This is a genomic window from Achromobacter sp. UMC71 (assembly GCF_014170305.1).
In the GTDB taxonomy this organism is placed as follows: Bacteria; Pseudomonadota; Gammaproteobacteria; order Burkholderiales; family Burkholderiaceae_B; genus Achromobacter.
Window position 1 is genome coordinate 155,299 of sequence record NZ_LZZT01000006.1, and the last position, 16,129, is coordinate 171,427.

The 16,129-nt window shown below is 67.2% G+C and carries 17 protein-coding genes; 15 read left to right on the forward strand and 2 right to left on the reverse strand.

Translation table 11 applies throughout. The features are described from left to right. Positions 1–71 precede the first annotated feature (71 nt). The 5 genes from A9974_RS02380 to A9974_RS02400 are packed head-to-tail and all read left to right on the forward strand — an operon-like array spanning position 72 to position 4,319. Complete coding sequence (locus A9974_RS02380) at positions 72–824, forward strand: amino acid ABC transporter permease (protein ID WP_183002547.1); 753 nt, start codon at positions 72–74, stop codon at positions 822–824. Between the two features lie 8 nt (positions 825–832). Next, on the forward strand, positions 833–1,522 hold the full coding sequence (locus tag A9974_RS02385; RefSeq protein ID WP_183002548.1) for an amino acid ABC transporter permease: 690 nt from the start codon (positions 833–835) through the stop codon (positions 1,520–1,522). Between the two features lie 52 nt (positions 1,523–1,574). Further along, positions 1,575–2,309 carry an amino acid ABC transporter ATP-binding protein gene (locus A9974_RS02390; protein ID WP_183002570.1) on the forward strand — a complete coding sequence of 245 codons (735 nt, stop codon included), beginning with the start codon at positions 1,575–1,577 and terminating at the stop codon, positions 2,307–2,309. Positions 2,310–2,314: 5 nt separating this feature from the next. Further along, complete coding sequence (locus A9974_RS02395) at positions 2,315–3,373, forward strand: low specificity L-threonine aldolase (protein WP_183002549.1); 1,059 nt, start codon at positions 2,315–2,317, stop codon at positions 3,371–3,373. A 40-nt stretch (positions 3,374–3,413) separates the two neighbouring features. Next, entirely contained in the window at positions 3,414–4,319 is a 906-nt protein-coding gene (locus A9974_RS02400; RefSeq protein ID WP_183002550.1) for an EamA family transporter, read from the forward strand. A 197-nt stretch (positions 4,320–4,516) separates the two neighbouring features. Here A9974_RS02400 and A9974_RS02405 read toward each other — a convergent pair whose 3' ends face one another. Beyond that, positions 4,517–4,813 (reverse strand): acylphosphatase, encoded by a 297-nt coding sequence (locus tag A9974_RS02405; RefSeq protein WP_183002551.1) that lies wholly within the window; start codon positions 4,811–4,813, stop codon positions 4,517–4,519. A 187-nt stretch (positions 4,814–5,000) separates the two neighbouring features. Here A9974_RS02405 and A9974_RS02410 point away from each other — a divergent pair, with 187 nt between their 5' ends. Both A9974_RS02410 and A9974_RS02415 read left to right on the forward strand, forming a co-directional pair. Further along, complete coding sequence (locus A9974_RS02410) at positions 5,001–5,897, forward strand: phytanoyl-CoA dioxygenase family protein (protein ID WP_183002552.1); 897 nt, start codon at positions 5,001–5,003, stop codon at positions 5,895–5,897. A gap of 211 nt (positions 5,898–6,108) precedes the next feature. Beyond that, the gene (locus A9974_RS02415; RefSeq protein WP_183002553.1) at positions 6,109–7,272 is read left to right on the forward strand and encodes an alpha-hydroxy acid oxidase; all 1,164 of its coding nucleotides are present in this window, start codon (positions 6,109–6,111) and stop codon (positions 7,270–7,272) included. A gap of 171 nt (positions 7,273–7,443) precedes the next feature. On the opposite strand, the gene A9974_RS02420 is transcribed toward A9974_RS02415, so the two are convergent. Then, on the reverse strand, positions 7,444–8,289 hold the full coding sequence (locus A9974_RS02420; protein WP_183002571.1) for an IclR family transcriptional regulator: 846 nt from the start codon (positions 8,287–8,289) through the stop codon (positions 7,444–7,446). Between the two features lie 211 nt (positions 8,290–8,500). Here A9974_RS02420 and A9974_RS02425 point away from each other — a divergent pair, with 211 nt between their 5' ends. The 8 genes from A9974_RS02425 to A9974_RS02460 form a co-directional block, all read left to right on the forward strand. Continuing rightward, positions 8,501–9,571: an ABC transporter ATP-binding protein gene (locus tag A9974_RS02425; RefSeq protein WP_183002554.1), complete on the forward strand. Its 1,071-nt coding sequence runs from the start codon at positions 8,501–8,503 to the stop codon at positions 9,569–9,571. Between the two features lies 1 nt (position 9,572). After that, complete coding sequence (locus A9974_RS02430; protein ID WP_183002555.1) at positions 9,573–10,460, forward strand: ABC transporter permease; 888 nt, start codon at positions 9,573–9,575, stop codon at positions 10,458–10,460. A gap of 12 nt (positions 10,461–10,472) precedes the next feature. Continuing rightward, positions 10,473–11,267, forward strand: coding sequence for an ABC transporter permease (locus tag A9974_RS02435; RefSeq protein WP_183002556.1), 795 nt, complete (start codon positions 10,473–10,475; stop codon positions 11,265–11,267). 37 nt (positions 11,268–11,304) lie between these two features. After that, complete coding sequence (locus tag A9974_RS02440) at positions 11,305–11,643, forward strand: (2Fe-2S)-binding protein (protein WP_183002557.1); 339 nt, start codon at positions 11,305–11,307, stop codon at positions 11,641–11,643. Next, positions 11,640–13,025: an NAD(P)/FAD-dependent oxidoreductase gene (locus tag A9974_RS02445; protein ID WP_183002558.1), complete on the forward strand. Its 1,386-nt coding sequence runs from the start codon at positions 11,640–11,642 to the stop codon at positions 13,023–13,025. The genes A9974_RS02440 and A9974_RS02445 overlap by 4 nt, the downstream gene beginning before the upstream one ends. Beyond that, entirely contained in the window at positions 13,022–14,194 is a 1,173-nt protein-coding gene (locus tag A9974_RS02450; protein WP_183002559.1) for an FAD-binding oxidoreductase, read from the forward strand. Before A9974_RS02445 ends, A9974_RS02450 begins: the two co-directional genes overlap by 4 nt. Beyond that, on the forward strand, positions 14,194–15,261 hold the full coding sequence (locus A9974_RS02455; RefSeq protein WP_183002572.1) for an ABC transporter substrate-binding protein: 1,068 nt from the start codon (positions 14,194–14,196) through the stop codon (positions 15,259–15,261). The genes A9974_RS02450 and A9974_RS02455 overlap by 1 nt, the downstream gene beginning before the upstream one ends. Before the next feature lie 91 nt (positions 15,262–15,352). Next, positions 15,353–16,129, forward strand: a 777-nt coding sequence (locus tag A9974_RS02460) for a glyoxylate/hydroxypyruvate reductase A (RefSeq protein WP_183002560.1), incomplete at its 3' end; no start/stop codon positions are given.

Genomic DNA, 16,129 nt, shown 5'->3' on the forward strand with positions numbered 1-16,129 from the left:
GGCGCCGCGGCGTTGTTGGGGCAAGGGCGCCGCCCGCCGGCGCCTTCTTTCAGTTCTACAGGTCCGAAAGCATGAATTACAACTGGAGCTGGAGCGTCTTCCTGGAGATGTCGCCCGACGGCGTGCATACCTTCCTGGAAACCATCCTGATCGGCGTGGGCTGGACCCTGGCGCTGGCGCTGACGGCATGGGTGTTCTCCCTGCTGCTTGGCTCCTGTCTGGGCGTGCTGCGCACCGCCTCGTCGCGCGTGGCCAATGCCGTGGGCGCGACCTATGTCGAGATTTTCCGCAATGTGCCGTTGCTGGTGCAGATGTTCCTGTGGTATTTCGTGCTGCCCGAACTGCTGCCGCACGCCTGGGGCTTGGCGATGAAGCAGATGCCGCAGCCCTGGGGGCAGTTCGTGCCGGCCGTGCTGTGCCTGGGCTTCTATGGCTCGGCGCGCGTGGCCGAGCAACTGCGCGCCGGCATCCAGTCGCTGCCGCGCGGCCAGTTCCAGGCAGGCACGGCGCTGGGCCTGACCGAAGTGCAGGTGTACCGCTACATCATCCTGCCCGAGGCCTATCGCATCGTGCTGCCGCCCCTGACGTCGGAGTTCATGGGCACGGTCAAGTATTCGTCGGTGGCGCTGACCATCGGCCTGCTGGAGCTGACGGGGCAGTCCCGTTCCATGGCGGAGTTCAGCTTCCACATCTTCGAGGCCTTCTCGGCCGCGACGGTGATCTACCTGATCCTGAACGGCATCGTCGTGTTCGGCATGCGCATGCTTGAACGCCACGTGGCGGTCCCCGGCCTGATCGGCGCGGCGACCAAGAACGGACGCTAGGGGCAGCCATGGGCAAATTCGATTTCGACGTCATCGGCAGCGCACTGCCGTACCTGTTCCAGACCGGCATGACCTTCACGCTGACCCTGACGCTGCTGGCGGCGGTGATGGGGCTGGCGCTGGGCACCTTGCTGGCGATGATGCGGCTGTCGCGCTACAAATTCCTGTCGGTGCCGGCGGGCATCTACGTGAACGTGATGCGTTCCGTGCCGCTGCTGCTGGTGATCTTCTGGTTCTACTTCCTGATGCCGTACATCGCCGCCTGGATCGTCGGCTCGCCCACCCCGCTGCGCGTGGGGGCGTTCAATTCGGCGGTGGTCACGTTCACGCTGTTCGAAGCGGCGTACTTCTGCGAGATCATGCGCGCCGGCATCCAGTCGATCGCGCGCGGCCAGGTGTCGGCCAGCATGGCGCTGGGCCTGAACCACTGGCAAGGCATGCGCTACGTGATCCTGCCGCAGGCCGTGCGCAACATGGTGCCGGCGTTGCTGACGCGGGTCATCATCCTGTTCCAGGACACGTCGCTGGTATACGTGCTGTCGCTGACGGACTTCCTGGGCGCGGCTTCCAAGATCGGCCAGCGCGACGGCCGGCTGGTGGAACTCTATCTCTTCGTGGCGGTGGTGTATTTCGTGATCTGCTTCACGGCATCCCGTCTGGTCAAACGGCTGGAAAAGCGCGTCCGGGTGCTGCGCTAGGCGCCCCAGGTTATCCACAGGTCCAACGATGCAACTCTCTTCGAACCCCCCGATGATCGAGATCCGGCAGGTCAGCAAATGGTACGGCGACTTCCAGGTACTGGATGACTGCAGCACCACGGTCGGCCGCGGCGAAGTCGTGGTGGTGTGCGGCCCGTCCGGGTCGGGCAAGTCCACGCTGATCAAGACCGTCAACGCGCTGGAGCCTTTCCAGAAGGGCGAGATCACGGTCAACGGCATCCAGGTGGGTGACCCGCGCACCAATCTGCCCAAGCTGCGTTCGGTGGCCGGCATGGTGTTCCAGCACTTCGAGCTGTTCCCGCACCTGACGGTGACGGAAAACCTGTGCCTGGGCCAGGTCAAGGTCCTGAAGCGCAGCAAGGACGAGGCCCGCGTGCGAGCGCTGTCGCTGCTGGAGCGGGTGGGCCTGTCGGCGCACAAGGACAAGCACCCTGGTGAACTGTCGGGCGGCCAGCAGCAGCGCGTGGCGATCGCGCGCGCCCTGTCCATGGATCCGGTCGTGATGCTGTTCGACGAACCGACCTCGGCGCTGGACCCGGAAATGGTCAACGAGGTGCTGGACGTGATGACCGATCTGGCCGGCGAAGGCATGACGATGATGGTGGTGACCCACGAAATGGGCTTTGCCCGCCGCGTGGCCGACCGTGTGATTTTCATGGACGGCGGCAAGATCGTCGAAGACTGCGTCAAAGAAGAATTCTTCGGCAATGTAGAAGCGCGGGCAGCTCGCACGCGTCAATTCCTTTCCAAAATTTTGCAGCATTGATTGTTATGACCCAGCGGATCCCCGTCGACCATTCCCGCGCACTTGTCGACCTGCGCAGCGACACGGTGACCCAGCCCACCGCGGCCATGTACGAGCGCATGCGCACGGCGCCGATCGGCGACGACGGGCTGGACGGCGACCCGAGCGTGCGGGCGCTGGAAGCCCATGTGGCGGCGCGGCTGGGCAAGGAAGCCGGGCTGTTCGTGCCCAGCTGCACCATGGCCAACCTGCTGGCCGTGCTGGCGCAGACCCAGCGCAACGAACAGGTGGTGCTGGAGTCCGCCGCGCACATGTACACCTCGGAGCGCGGCGCGGCGACCTTCACCGGCCTGTTCTACCAGGGCGTGCCCGGTACCGACGGCGCCATGGACCTGAACCGCCTGGAAGATGCATTGCAGTCCGGCGGCCACAAGCTCAAGACGTCGCTGGTGGCGGTGGAAACCTCGCACAACAATGCCGGCGGCACCGTGCTGCCGCTGGATCACATGCAGGCGGTATATGCGCTGGCGCATGCCGGCGGCGTGGCGGTGCACCTGGACGGCGCCCGCCTGTTCAACGCCGCCGTGGCGCTGGGCGTGGAGCCGATCGAGATCGCCCGCCATGCCGATACGGTGTCGCTGTGCCTGTCCAAGGGCCTGAGCGCGCCGGTGGGCGCCGTGCTGTCGGGGCCGCGCCAGGTCATGACGCGGGCGCGGGTGCTGCGCCGCATGCTGGGGGGCACGCAGCGCCAGGCCGGCATCATGGCCGCCGCCGGGCTGGAAGGCGTGCAGACCATGGGCGGCCGCCTGGCCGAAGACCATGCGCGGGCGCGCCGTCTCAGCGACGGCCTGAACCGCCTGGACCCGGCCCTGTCGGCGACGGTGCCGCAGACCAACATCGTGCAGGTCGAGACCACCGATACGGGCATGAGCAATGCGACCTGGGTGACGGCGCTGGAAGCCGCGGGCCTGTTGACGCGTCCGTGGGGCCGCACGCGGCTGCGCTGCGTGACGCATCGCCACATCGACGACCACGATATCGATACCGCCATCGAGGCCTTCAAAAAGGTGCTCGCAAGCCGCTGATTTGGCCTGCGCGGAAGGGCCCGCGATGCGATAATGACGCATGTCCGCGACCCACCTCTCCAGGAAAGATTATCTCTGCGCTTTGGCGGTAGTGGTGATCTGGGGCCTGAACTTCGTCGTCATGAAGATCGGCCTCAAAGGCCTGTCTCCCATGATGCTGGGCGCGCTGCGATTCGCGCTGGCCGCCTTTCCCCTGGTGCTGTTCTTGCGGCCGCCGCGCCTGCCGTGGCAGTGGATCGCGGCGTATGGGCTGGTGCAGGGGCTGGGCCAGTTCGGCCTGCTCTTCACGGCGCTGAAATTCGGCATGCCGGCCGGCATGGCGTCGCTGGTGATCCAGACCCAGGCATTCTTCACGCTGCTGCTGGCCGCGCCCGTGCTGCACGAACGCGCGCGCAGCCATCATTGGGTCGGATTGGGCGTGGCCGCGGTGGGGCTGGCCGTTATCGCCGCGGGTCGCGGTGAAGGCCCCGGCCAGATGACCATGCTGGGATTCACACTGACCTTGGGCGGCGCGTTCATGTGGGCCGTGTCGAACATGATCGTGCGGCTGGCCAGCCGCAAGTCGCCGGGCTACGACCCCTTTGCCTTCATTGCCTGGAGCAGCGCCGCACCGGTGCTGCCATTCCTGGCACTGGCCGTGCTGGCCGACGGCTGGGAACCCGTGGTGGGCATGATCACCGGCATCGGCTGGGGCGAGGCCCTGTCGGTGCTGTACCTGGCGGTGCTGGCTACCCTGCTGGCCTATACGCTATGGACCCAGCTGCTGACGCGCCACCCTGCCGCCAAGATCGCGCCGTTCTCGCTGCTGGTACCGGTGGTGGGGCTGTGGGCCGCCTCCATGGCTTTCGGCGAGCAACTGCAACCGCTGCAATGGCTGGGGGCGGGCGGCGTACTGGCGGGCCTGATCATCAACCAGGTCGGCGGACGCTGGCTGCGCAGCCGCTGAAGCCGGCCGCCGGTGGGCGGCCCCAGGTTGGTCCCGGGCGGGTCCGTTGGCGCGGGCCAATGACGTGGACCGTTGACGTGGACCGATGACGCGGGCACGCGGTCGGTATGCTGAACTCAGCCTGGCGAACTCATCCTTCCCTCATTCCCGCTTTTGGATGACAGGCTTAAGCCTGCGCCCGCCATACGGGGCGACGCCTATAGCTGTTCGAAGTGCGCGTAGCGCTTGTCGGTGTACTCCCGGCGCGTGGTGATCTCGGCGACATAGGCCCCCGGGGGGCCGCGCCGCAGCCATTCCAGCATGTGATCCACCTGGTCGGGCGTGCCCTGCACCAGGGCTTCCACCGTGCCGTCCAGCATGTTCTGCACCCAGCCCCTGGCGCCCAGCAGGTGGGCGCGCCGCACGGCTGCGTGGCGGTAGCCCACGCCCTGGACGGTGCCGCTGACGGTGACATGGACGGTTTCGATATGGGTGTCGGGATGAGGGTCTTGCATGGAAATTCCTTCGGATGATGCGTCGCAGCGCGCCGGTGCACTAGAGCCTTTGCGTATTGAGCGGCCCTAGGCGATTCCGACTACAGCGGATGATCGATAGGCCCTCTGGGCATCGAAGCGATACGTTAGAGCACATGTCAAAACGTGCCAACGGGGACACCCGCAAGCAATGCTTGGAGAAGCCATTATGGAAGAGACCAGTTTGTTGTCGGAAGCAGAAACAGCGCGCTACAGGAACCAGGGTTACCTGGCCCTGCCGGACATGTGCCCGCCGGATGAAGTGGGGTACATCCGGCGCACGCTGCTGGAACTGTTCGCGAACAAGACCGGATACAACGAGGGGGCCCAATACGACTTCATCAGTCGCGACGACCCTTCCAAGCCGGCCAAGTTTCCCAGTTTGCACGATCCGCGACATTATGCCCCGGGCCTGCTGAAGACCAGCTATCACGAACGTACGCTGGAACTGGCGCGCCAGCTGCTGGGCGAAGACGCCGCGCTGTATGGCGAGCACGCGCTGCTCAAGCCGGCCTTGAATGGACCGGAGACGCCGTGGCACCAGGACGAGGCGTTCCGCTCGCCTGACTTCGTCTACAACGAGCTGAGCATCTGGCTGGCCCTGCAGCCGGCCACGCTGGAAAACGGCTGCATGCAGTTCATTCCGGGATCGAACAGGGGTGACGTGCTGGAACACCGCTCGCCGGGCGGCGACAAGACGCTGCATCCGCTGGAATGCTGCGCGGATTTCCCCCGCGACCAGGCCGTGCCCGAACCGCTGCAGCCAGGCGGCTGCACCGTTCACGATGCGCGCACGCTGCATTTCACGGGGGCCAATACCTCGCCGCAACCGCGGCTGGCGTACATCCTGATCTACAACACCCCGCCGGTCTACAAGCCGGGGCGGCGCGAATTCCCGTGGCTGGAGGGACGCTGGACCGACAGCCAGACCCGCAAGAAGGAATGGCACCGCCGCGGCGGCCTGGCGGTGGACGTGCTGCGGCGCTTGCCGGGGGCGCGCCTGACCAGCCCGCGTTGGGTCGCATGGGCCACGATCCGCGCGGTCAGCAAGGTCTGGCCGCGCTAGGGGCGGGGGCGCCGGCGGGCGCAGGCAAGGCCCGTTCGCAGGGGAAAACCGGGGCCGGCAAGGGGCGCTTGCCGGCCCCGGCGCGTATACTGGGCGGCGCCGCAGGGCGTCGCCGCCTTGCGCGGACGGCGGGTGCGCATTGACGCGCGGGGCGTTCGCGCAGCAGGCGGGCTGCTCTGGGACGCGTCCCCCTTCTCCCAGAAAAATAATCATGACCGCTAATCTCTCCACGATCACCTGCATCGAAGACCTGCGCGCTATTGCGCGAAAGCGCGTGCCGCGCATGTTCTACGACTACGCCGATTCGGGCGCCTGGACGGAAGGCACGTACCGCGCCAACGAAAGCGATTTCCAGAAGATCAAGCTGCGTCAGCGCGTGGCGGTGAACATGGAAGGCCGCTCGCTGCGCACGACGCTGGTGGGCCATGACGTGGTGATGCCGCTGGCCATTTCGCCCACGGGCCTGACGGGCATGCAGCATGCCGACGGCGAGATCCTGGCGGCCAAGGCGGCGGCGGAATTCGGCGTGCCGTTCACGCTGTCCACGATGAGCATCTGCTCGCTCGAAGACGTGGCCGCGGCCACCGGCAAGCCGTTCTGGTTCCAGCTGTACGTGATGCGCGACCGCGAGTTCGTGGCCAACCTGATCGACCGCGCCAAGGCGGCCGGCTGCACGGCGCTGGTGCTGACGCTGGACCTGCAGATCCTGGGCCAGCGCCACAAGGACATCAAGAACGGGCTGTCGACGCCGCCCAAGCCCACGATCCGCAACCTGATCAACCTGGCGACCAAGCCGCGCTGGTGCATGGGCATGCTGGGCACCAAGCGCCGCACGTTCGGCAACATCGTGGGCCACGCCAAGGGTGTGAGCGATCTGTCGTCGCTGTCGGCGTGGACGGCCGAGCAGTTCGATCCGCGCCTGAGCTGGGACGACGTGGAATGGATCAAGCAGCGCTGGGGCGGCAAGCTGATCATCAAGGGCATCCTGGATGTCGAGGATGCGCAGTTGGCGGCCAACAGCGGCGCGGACGCGCTGATCGTCAGCAACCACGGCGGACGCCAGCTGGACGGCGCGATGTCGTCGATCGCGGCGCTGCCGGGCATCGCGGATGCGGTGGGCTCGAAGATCGAAGTCTGGATGGACGGCGGCGTGCGTTCCGGCCAGGACATCCTGAAGGCCGTGGCGCTGGGCGCGCGCGGCGCGATGATCGGGCGCGCTTTCCTGTATGGCCTGGGCGCCTATGGGCAGGACGGCGTGCGCCGCGTGCTGGAGATCCTGTACAAGGAAATGGATACGACGATGGCGCTTTGCGGCCGTCGCAGTATCGAGGTGGGGGATCGGAGCATCCTGCTGCCGGGGACTTATCCCGTGTGATGCTGTTGTGACAAGGCGGCGCAGCGCCGCCCTGTCCAGACAAGCCGCCCGGCCGTCACAGGCATTTGCGGGCGGCTTTTTCCATGGAGAAGCCGCTCAAGGTTGATCCAGGCCTCCTGGACGCAGGCGGCATAGACGGCGGGTGCCTTGGCGGTGCTGGCGGTCAATAGCCTAAGCCTCGCGATTGCCCGTGCCCAGGAACTGGCTGGGGCGGCGCAGCGCGGGGTCGAAGGGGTTGATCTGGGCGCTGATGCCGGCGGCTTCGCGGCGCAGGATTTCTACGATCAGGGGCAGGCGTTCGTCGCTGATGCGTTCGATGGGGGCGGCGATGCTGAGCGCGGCGACGGTAGTGCCGCCCGCGTCGTGGACGGGCACGGCCAGGCCGGCGATGTTGGGGAAGACGCCCTGCCCTTTGCTGCGGGCGTACTGCTGTTCCAGGCATTCCTTGATGCCGACGCGCATCGAGATTTCGTCGACGAAGCCCAGGTGGTGCAGGCGCGGGATGTTGAAGCGCAGCACTTCTTCGCGCTCGGCGGGCGGCAGGTTGGCCAGGAGGACCAGGCCGCCCTGGCCCAGGCCCAGGGGCACGCGGCCGCCGATGTCGCCGGTGTGCGAACGCACCGGAAAGGCGCCGTCGACGCGGTCCAGGCAGACGGCGTCAAAGCCGCTGCGCACCAGCAGGAAGACGGTGTCGTTGAGCATCCCGCACAGGCGCAGCATGGCGGGGCGGTAGATCGAGCGCAGGGTGGATTGGTGGTTGCCGGCGGCCGCGGCCAGCGAAAAGAAGGCGACGCTGAGCTGGTAGCCCTTGCTGTTCGCGGGCTGCTCGACCATGCCTTCCTGCACCAGCCCTTGCAGCACGCGGTGGACGGTGGCCTGGGCCTGGCCGGTGCGGGCGGCGATGTCGGTCAGGCGCAGTTTTTCGCCCTTGGCGTCGGCCAGCGCGCGCACCACGGCAAAGGCGCGCTGCAGCACGCCCTGACCGCTGGAATCTTCTACGGCTTCTGATTTCTTCATCATTCAATTCCGATAATCAAAATATATAGATGCATTTTTATCAAAAAATTCAGCTATACGGAAATAATATCTAGAAAATTCGATTCTTCGGAAAACCCTAATTGACCGCCCTTTTTGGCGACTCCTAGACTGCCCCATCGAATACGCTGCGGGCGGCCGGGTGGCTGGCAGGTCCGTGCACCGCTCCTCATCGGGCCACGGGGTTTGGACTATGTCATTTTTGCGGTTGGATAACGTCTCCAAGAATTACGGCGACCTGCGGGTCGTGTCGGACCTGACCCTGGCGGTCGAGAAAGGGGAATTCGTGTCGCTGCTGGGGCCGTCCGGCTGCGGCAAGACGACGACACTGCAGATGATCGCGGGCTTTGCCGACGTGACGCGCGGGGCCATCACCCTGGATGGCCGCGACATCACGCATGCCAAGCCCAACACGCGCGGGCTGGGCATCGTGTTCCAGAGCTATGCGCTGTTTCCGCATCTGACCGTGGCCGACAACGTGGCCTTCGGCCTGAAGATGCGCAAGGTCGAACGCACCGAACGCCAGGCGCGGGTGCGCGAGGCGTTGGCGCTGGTAAAGCTGGACAAGCATGCCGACCGCTTTCCGCGCGAACTGTCGGGCGGCCAACGCCAGCGGGTGGCCCTGGCGCGCGCCTTGGTGATCCGTCCGCCGGTGCTGCTGCTGGACGAGCCGCTGTCCAACCTGGACGCCAAGCTGCGCGAAGACATGCAGTTCGAGCTGCGCAGCATCCAGAAGCAGATTGGCACTACCACGGTCATGGTCACGCACGACCAGGCCGAGGCCCTGTCCATCAGCGACCGGGTGGTGGTGATGCAGGACGGCCGCGCGACGCAGGTCGATGCGCCTTATCGCATGTACGAGCATCCGCAGACCGAGTTCATTTCGCGCTTCGTGGGCAAGACCAACCTGCTGCCGGGACGCGTGACGCGCTGCGGCGAGCAGGCCGAAGTGGAAACCGGCGCACTGCGCGTATTGGTGGACGGCGCGGGCCTGCGCCATGGCGACAGCGTGCAGCTGTCGTTGCGGCCGGAGAAGCTGGTGCCGGTGCCGGCCGGCCAGGGCAAGCTGGCCTGTGTGGTCAGCACGCGCTATTTCCTGGGCAGCCAATGGATGTATGGCCTGGATTCGCCGGTGGGGGCGCTGACGGTGCTGATGCCCAACGACGGCCGCCGCCCGCACGAGGACGGCGACGCCATCGGGCTGGACTGGGCGGAAGGCGTGCTGCGCGTGCTGCGCGCGCCCGCCATGGCCGAAGAGGCCTGACATGGCGACGCTGACCCAACCTGGCGCCGCCAGCGCGCCCAAGCCGCGCGCCGATGGCCTGTGGGCCATCCTGGGCTCGATTCCGCTGGCCATTGTGTTCCTGACGCTGGTGCTGACGCCGCTGGCGCTGACCTTCGTGCTGTCGTTCCGTCCGTTCGACTACGGCGCGGGCATTTTGCCGGGGCACACGTTCGAGCACTACCTGGCGGTGGTGACCGACAGCTATTTCCTGGAGATCTTCTGGCGCACGTTCTGGATCGCGGGCGTGACCACGCTGATCTGCGTGCTGATCGGCGCGCCCGAGGCCTACATCCTGTCGCGCATGGGCAAACCGTGGCGCTCGATCTTCCTCCTGGTGGTGCTGTCGCCGCTGCTGATCTCGCTGGTGGTGCGCGCCTTCGGCTGGAGCATGCTGCTGGGGCCGGGCGGCGCTATCGGCCGCGCGGCCGCGGCGCTGGGCCTGGGGCCGCTGCTGTACACGCCCACTGCCGTCATCATCGGGCTGGTGCACGTGATGCTGCCGTTCATGGTGATTCCGGTGTGGACATCGCTGCAGAAGCTGGACCCGGCCGTTGAACACGCCGCGCTGTCGCTGAACGCCTCGCGCTTTCAGACGTTGCTGCGCATCGTGCTGCCGCAAGCCATGCCGGGCATTCTGTCGGGCAGCCTGATCGTGTTCGGACTGTCGGCCAGCTCGTTTGCGATTCCGGCGCTGCTGGGCGGGCGCCGCCTGAAGATGGTCGCCACCGTGGTCTACGACGAATTCCTGACCGAACTGAACTGGCCGCTGGGCGCGGCCATCGCGATCGTGCTGCTGGTGGTCAACGTGATCATCATGATGGCGTACAACCGCGTGGTGGAACGTTCTTACCGGCGCAGCCTGGGTTGAAGGGGGACGATCATGCAGAAAAATGGTCCTGTCGCGCTGGCGTTCAATTTCCTGGTGGTGGCGTTCGTGCTGGCGCCGCTGGTCATCGTGTGCCTGGTGGCGTTCACGCCCGAGTCGACGCTGACGGTGCCGACCACGCAGTTTTCGCTGCGTTGGTTCCGCGCGGTATTCGAGCATCCCAATTTCATGCAGGCCTTCCAGAACAGCCTCTGGCTGGCGTTCCTGTCGGCCAGCATCGCGGTGTGCCTTGCGGTGCCGGCGGCCATCGCCATCACGCGCTACCGCTTTCCGGGCCGCGATGCGCTCAATGGCCTGTTCCTGTCGCCGCTGATGATTCCGCACCTGGTGCTGGGCGTGGCGCTGCTGCGCTTTTTCGCGCTGCTGGGCATGACGGGCAGTTTCCCGTGGCTGGTGTTCAGCCACGTCGTGGTCATCACGCCCTATGTGATGCGGCTGGTGATCGGCGCGCTGGTGGGGTTCGACCGCTCGATCGAGCACGCGGCGCTGTCGCTGGGGGCCAGCCGCGCCACGGTGTTTTTCCAGGTAACGCTGCCGCTGATCATTCCCGGTGTGTCGGGCGGATGGCTGCTGGCGTTCATCAACAGCTTCGACGAGCTGACCATGTCGGTGTTCATCACCGCGCCGTCCACCATCACGCTGCCGGTGCGCATGTACATGTACGCCACGGAATCGATCGACCCGATGATGGCAGCCGTTTCGGCGCTGGTCATCGGCCTGACCGCGGTGACCATGCTGCTGCTGGACCGCGCCTACGGCCTGGACCGGGTGCTGGTGGGGCAGAAATGATATTCACGCCGAACGCGGGACGGGAGGCCCGGGAACCATGGCGATATTGAAACGGCTGGCCGAAACGGCCCGGCCTTCCGTGGTCTTCACGCTGGATGGCGCGCCATGTGCGGCGCTGGCCGGCGACACGGTGCTGACGGCGGTGCTGACCCAGGGCGACCGCCTGCGGGTATCGGAATTCGGCGGCGCCCCGCGCGCCGGATTCTGCATGATGGGCGCCTGCCAGGACTGCTGGATGCAGCGCGAAGACGGCACGCGCCTGCGCGCCTGTTCCACCTATATCGAACCTGGCATGCGTTTGCGCAGCACGCCCGCGCAGCCGGTAGCGCTGCCCGGCACGCTGGCAGCAAGCTGGCCCGAGGACGACGCGCCATGAGCATCATCCTGCCCGTGATCGTGGGCGCCGGCCCGGCCGGCGTGCGCGCGGCCCAGGCGCTGGCGGCCCAGGGCCTGCGGCCCGTGGTGCTGGACGAAGCCCCGCGCGCCGGCGGCCAGATCTACCGCCAGCCGCCGCCGGGGTTCTTGCGTCCCAAAGCCGCGCTGTATGGCTTCGAGCACCGCAAAGCCGACGCCCTGCACCGCAAGATGGACGAGCTGCTGCCGAAAATCGACTACCGGCCCGGCAGCCTGGTCTGGAACGTCGAAGGCAAGGTCCTGGACGTGCTGCAAGGCGGTGCGAGCGCGCCGGTGCCGTACACGCACCTGATCCTGGCCACCGGCGCCACCGACCGCGTGCTGCCCTTTCCGGGCTGGCTGACGCCGGGGGTGTACACACTGGGGGGATCGCAAGTCGCCCTGAAACACCAAGGCTGCGCTATCGGTTCGCGGGTGGTGTTCCTGGGCACCGGCCCGCTGCTGTATCTGGTGGCCTATCAATACGCCAAGGCCGGCGCCACGGTGGCGGCGGTGCTGGACACCTCGCGCTTTGCCGACCGCCTGGCCGCCCTGCCCGGCATGCTGCGCGCGCCGGGCCTGCTGGCCAAGGGGCTGTACTACATGGCGTGGCTGCGCGCGCACGGCGTGCCCATGGCAAGCGGCGTACGGCCCGTGCGCGTGGAAGGCGATGCGCGCGTTACTGCGCTCACTTATCGGCTAGGGCGGCAGCAACGCCGCATCGAATGCGACGCGGTGGGCTACGGCCTGTCGCTGCGGTCCGAGACACAGCTGGCCAGCCTGGCGGGCTGCCAGTTCGACTTCCATCCGCGCGACCGCAACTGGACCCCGCGCCTGGACGCGGCCGGGCGCAGCAGCGTGACGGGTGTCTATGTGGCCGGTGACGGCGCAGGCATAGGCGGTGCGGACGCGGCCGAGCTGGCCGGCGAGCGCGCGGCATTGGCATTGCTGGAAGACGCAGGTTGTCCACAGCCTGTGGCGCGCGTGCGCGAACTGGAGGCCGGCCTGGCCGCGAATGCCCGGGTGCGCGATGCGCTGGAACGCGCGTTTCCGTTTCCCGAAGATTGGGCGGCGGGCATCGCCGATGACACGGTGGTGTGCCGTTGCGAGGAAGTGACCGCGGGCACGATGCGCGCCGCCGTCCAGGCCACGGGTGCGCGTGAACTGAACCGGCTCAAGGCGTTGACGCGGGTGGGCATGGGCCGCTGCCAGGGCCGTATGTGCGGCGCCGGGGCGGCCGAGGTGCTGGCGCATGCCTGCGGCGCGGGCCCCGAGGCTGTCGGCCGCCTGCGCAATCAGCCGCCCGTCAAACCGATACCGGTGGACATTGTCTGCCTGGACCGCTCCGGCAAGGCCGCGCCATGATAGAACGCATCGATACGGAAGTGGCCATCATCGGCGGCGGTATCGTCGGCGGCAGCGCCGCGCTGTTCCTGCGCCGCCTGGGCGTGCCGGTGGTGCTGCTGGAAGCTGCGCTGTGCGGTGCCCGCGCCAGTGGGGTGAATTACGGCGGCGTGCGGCGCCAGGGCCGCGGGCTGGAGCAGATGCCGCTGGCCCGCCGCGCGCATGAACTGTGGGGCCAGCTGCCGCAACTGATCGGCATCGACGGCGAATACGTGCGCTCGGGCCATTTGAAACTGGCCTGCTCCGAGGCCGACCTGCAAGCCCTGCACGCCTATCGTGAACAGACCCGCGGCTTTGGCATGCGCCTGCAGATGATGGACCGGCGCGCGCTGGCGCGCCGCTTCGGCTGGCTGGGCGAGCAGGTCGTCGGCGGTTCGCTCTGCCCCGAGGACGGCCACGCCAATCCGCGGTTGGTGTCGCCCGCGTTCGGCCGCGCGGCGCGCGCGCTGGGGGCGGACGTGCGCGAAGGTGTCGCCGTCACCGAGGCCATCCATGACGGCGGTCGTTTCGTGCTGCGCGCCAGCGAGACGCTGGAGGTGCGCGCGCGCTTTCTTTTGAACTGCGCGGGCGCCTGGGCCGGCCGCTTCGCCCAGGGCTTCGGCGAAACCGTGCCGGAAACCTCGATCCACCCGCTGATGATGGTGACCGAACCCCTGCCGCTGTTCATGGATGTCAGCCTGGGCATGCAGGGCGGCGGCATCTATGCCCGCCAGGTGGCGCGCGGCAATTGCGTCATCGGCGGCGGCCGCGCGGTGTCTTCCGGGCCCGACTACGCCCGTCCGGGCCGCGATGCCACCGGTCCGCTCCTGGCCAACGCGCAGCGCCTGTTGCCGGCATTGCGCGGCGCCCAGGTCATCCGCTTCTGGACGGGCGTGGAAGGCAACATGCCCGACCACAACCCGGTCCTGGGGCCCAGCGCCACCGTGCCCGGGCTGTTCCACGCCTTCGGCCTGTCGGGCGCGGGCTTTCAGATCGGCCCGGCCGTGGGCGAAGTGCTTTCCGAACTGGTCGTGCACGGCCGCTCTTCCATTCCCATCGATGCCTTCGGCATTGGACGATACACGGGGGCCGCTCACGGCGCCGTGCCTCGGTTGGGGCCTGTTCGTGAGCAAACGCTGGAGTCACCATGATGGACAAGAAACAGGGCGGTTCGCGCCGCCTGCACAAGGGGAAGTGGCTGCTGGGCGCGGCGCTGGCCGCGCTGTCGGTCGGCGCCATGGCGCAGCAAAAGACGCTGTACGTCGGCATGAACGGCGGCGACATGGAGCGTGCGTTCACGCAGTACGTGTTCCCCGACTTCGAGAAGGCCAACAACGTCAAGATCGTGGTGGTGCCCGGCACCTCCACCGACGTGCTGGCCAAGGCCCAGGCCTTCAAGGACAAGCCGCAGATGCACGTCATGTTCCTGGACGACGGCATCATGGCGCGCGCCATCACCATGGGCCTGTGCGAACAGCTCAACGACGATCCGGTATTGAAAGAGCTGTACCCCACCGCCGTCATGAAAGACCGCATGGCCGCCGGCATCGACATCGGCATGACCGGCCTGGGCTACAACACCAAGCTGTTCGCCGACAAGGGCTGGGCGCCGCCCACTTCGTGGATGGATCTGGCCGACCCGAAGTACAAGGGCAAGGTGGTGTTCCAGTCCGCCTCGGGCAGCACCTTCGGCCTGCACGGCTTTTTGATGTTCAACCGCATCCAGGGCGGCACCGACCAGAACACCGAGCCGGGCTTCAAGCAATGGCCGTCCACCATCGGCCCCAACGTGCTGGAATACATCCCCAACTCGGCCAAGCTGGCCGAGATGATCCAGTCCAACGAAGCCGCTATCTTCCCGCTGACCCCCACCGCCATCGCGCGCCTGAAAAAGCGCGACATCCCGGTGGAATACGTGCAACCCAAGGAAGGCTCGGTCATTCTCATGGTGGGCGAATGCGTCATCGCCAAGAACAGCGAACCCGAACTGTCGCAGAAACTGGCGCTGTACCTGCTGTCGGCGCAGGCCCAGGCCAAGGCACTGGAAATGGGCGGCCATTTCCCGTCCAATAAGAACGTTCAGCCGCCGGCCGGCAACGAAGAGGCGCTGACGCGCTTCCAGGGCTACATGGCCAACGCCAAGATCCTGGACTGGGACCAGATCAACGCTACCCGTCCGGCGTTCAACGCGCGTTGGAATCGCACGGTCGAGCGCTGACGACAGGCGCGTCCTGCCGCCCGCCATGGGCCGCGGCAGGACGCTGGTTTTCCAGGGCGCGCCGACGCGCCCGCAACGGAGTAAGCGAGGCATGCGGCTCATCATCAGGTCCGGCGGTGCACAAGCCATGGACGAATGGCGCGAAAAATTCAGGGTCCACGCGCCCGGCCTGGAAATCGTCGGCTGGCACGACGACGCCGATCCCGCCTCGATCGACTACGCCCTGGTCTGGGCGCCCGACCCCGGTCGCCTGGCCGCCTTTCCCAACCTGAAACTCATCATCAGCGCCGGCGCCGGCGTCGACCACATCGTCTCCGACCCCGCCTGGCCACGTCACCTGCGCATCGCCCGCATGGTCACGCCGCGCACCGAAACGGAAATGGCCGAATTCGTGCTGACCAGCGCCCTGATGCTTACCCGCGATGTCAAACGCGCCATCGACCAGCAAGCCCGCCGCCACTGGGAACTGTTCGACTCTCTGCGCGTGGCCGCCGACATGCGCGTCGGCATCATGGGCCTGGGCCACCTGGGCATCGCCGCCGCCCGCCTGCTGTCCCGGGTTGGCTTCCCCGTCGCCGGCTGGTCGCGCGGCGCCAGCACCCTGCCAGACGGCCTGCCGTCCTACGCCGGCCAAGCTCAATTCGCCGAGTTCCTGTCCCGCACCGACCTCCTGGTCTGCCTGCTCCCCGCCACTGACGCCACCCGGGGCATCCTCAACCGCGACACCTTCGCCCAGCTGCCCCGCGGCGCCAGCCTCATCAACGCCGGTCGCGGCACCCACATGGTCACCGAGGATGTCCTGGACGCCCTGAACGCCGGCCACCTCCACCAGGCCGTCCTGGACGTCTTCGACCCCGAACCCCTCCCC

Excerpts from the sequence above, each read along its gene's own strand:
- A9974_RS02435 (WP_183002556.1), top strand. The coding sequence starts at position 10,473 with ATGCAGAAAAATGGTCCTGTCGCGCTGGCGTTCAATTTCCTGGTGGTG.
- A9974_RS02445 (WP_183002558.1), top strand. The coding sequence starts at position 11,640 with ATGAGCATCATCCTGCCCGTGATCGTGGGCGCCGGCCCGGCCGGCGTG.
- A9974_RS02385 (WP_183002548.1), top strand. The coding sequence starts at position 833 with ATGGGCAAATTCGATTTCGACGTCATCGGCAGCGCACTGCCGTACCTG.
- A9974_RS02420 (WP_183002571.1), bottom strand. The coding sequence starts at position 8,289 with ATGAAGAAATCAGAAGCCGTAGAAGATTCCAGCGGTCAGGGCGTGCTG.
- A9974_RS02400 (WP_183002550.1), top strand. The coding sequence starts at position 3,414 with ATGTCCGCGACCCACCTCTCCAGGAAAGATTATCTCTGCGCTTTGGCG.
- A9974_RS02395 (WP_183002549.1), top strand. The coding sequence starts at position 2,315 with ATGACCCAGCGGATCCCCGTCGACCATTCCCGCGCACTTGTCGACCTG.
- A9974_RS02425 (WP_183002554.1), top strand. The coding sequence starts at position 8,501 with ATGTCATTTTTGCGGTTGGATAACGTCTCCAAGAATTACGGCGACCTG.
- A9974_RS02380 (WP_183002547.1), top strand. The coding sequence starts at position 72 with ATGAATTACAACTGGAGCTGGAGCGTCTTCCTGGAGATGTCGCCCGAC.
- A9974_RS02450 (WP_183002559.1), top strand. The coding sequence starts at position 13,022 with ATGATAGAACGCATCGATACGGAAGTGGCCATCATCGGCGGCGGTATC.
- A9974_RS02405 (WP_183002551.1), bottom strand. The coding sequence starts at position 4,813 with ATGCAAGACCCTCATCCCGACACCCATATCGAAACCGTCCATGTCACC.
- A9974_RS02430 (WP_183002555.1), top strand. The coding sequence starts at position 9,573 with ATGGCGACGCTGACCCAACCTGGCGCCGCCAGCGCGCCCAAGCCGCGC.
- A9974_RS02410 (WP_183002552.1), top strand. The coding sequence starts at position 5,001 with ATGGAAGAGACCAGTTTGTTGTCGGAAGCAGAAACAGCGCGCTACAGG.
- A9974_RS02440 (WP_183002557.1), top strand. The coding sequence starts at position 11,305 with ATGGCGATATTGAAACGGCTGGCCGAAACGGCCCGGCCTTCCGTGGTC.
- A9974_RS02390 (WP_183002570.1), top strand. The coding sequence starts at position 1,575 with ATGATCGAGATCCGGCAGGTCAGCAAATGGTACGGCGACTTCCAGGTA.
- A9974_RS02455 (WP_183002572.1), top strand. The coding sequence starts at position 14,194 with ATGGACAAGAAACAGGGCGGTTCGCGCCGCCTGCACAAGGGGAAGTGG.
- A9974_RS02415 (WP_183002553.1), top strand. The coding sequence starts at position 6,109 with ATGACCGCTAATCTCTCCACGATCACCTGCATCGAAGACCTGCGCGCT.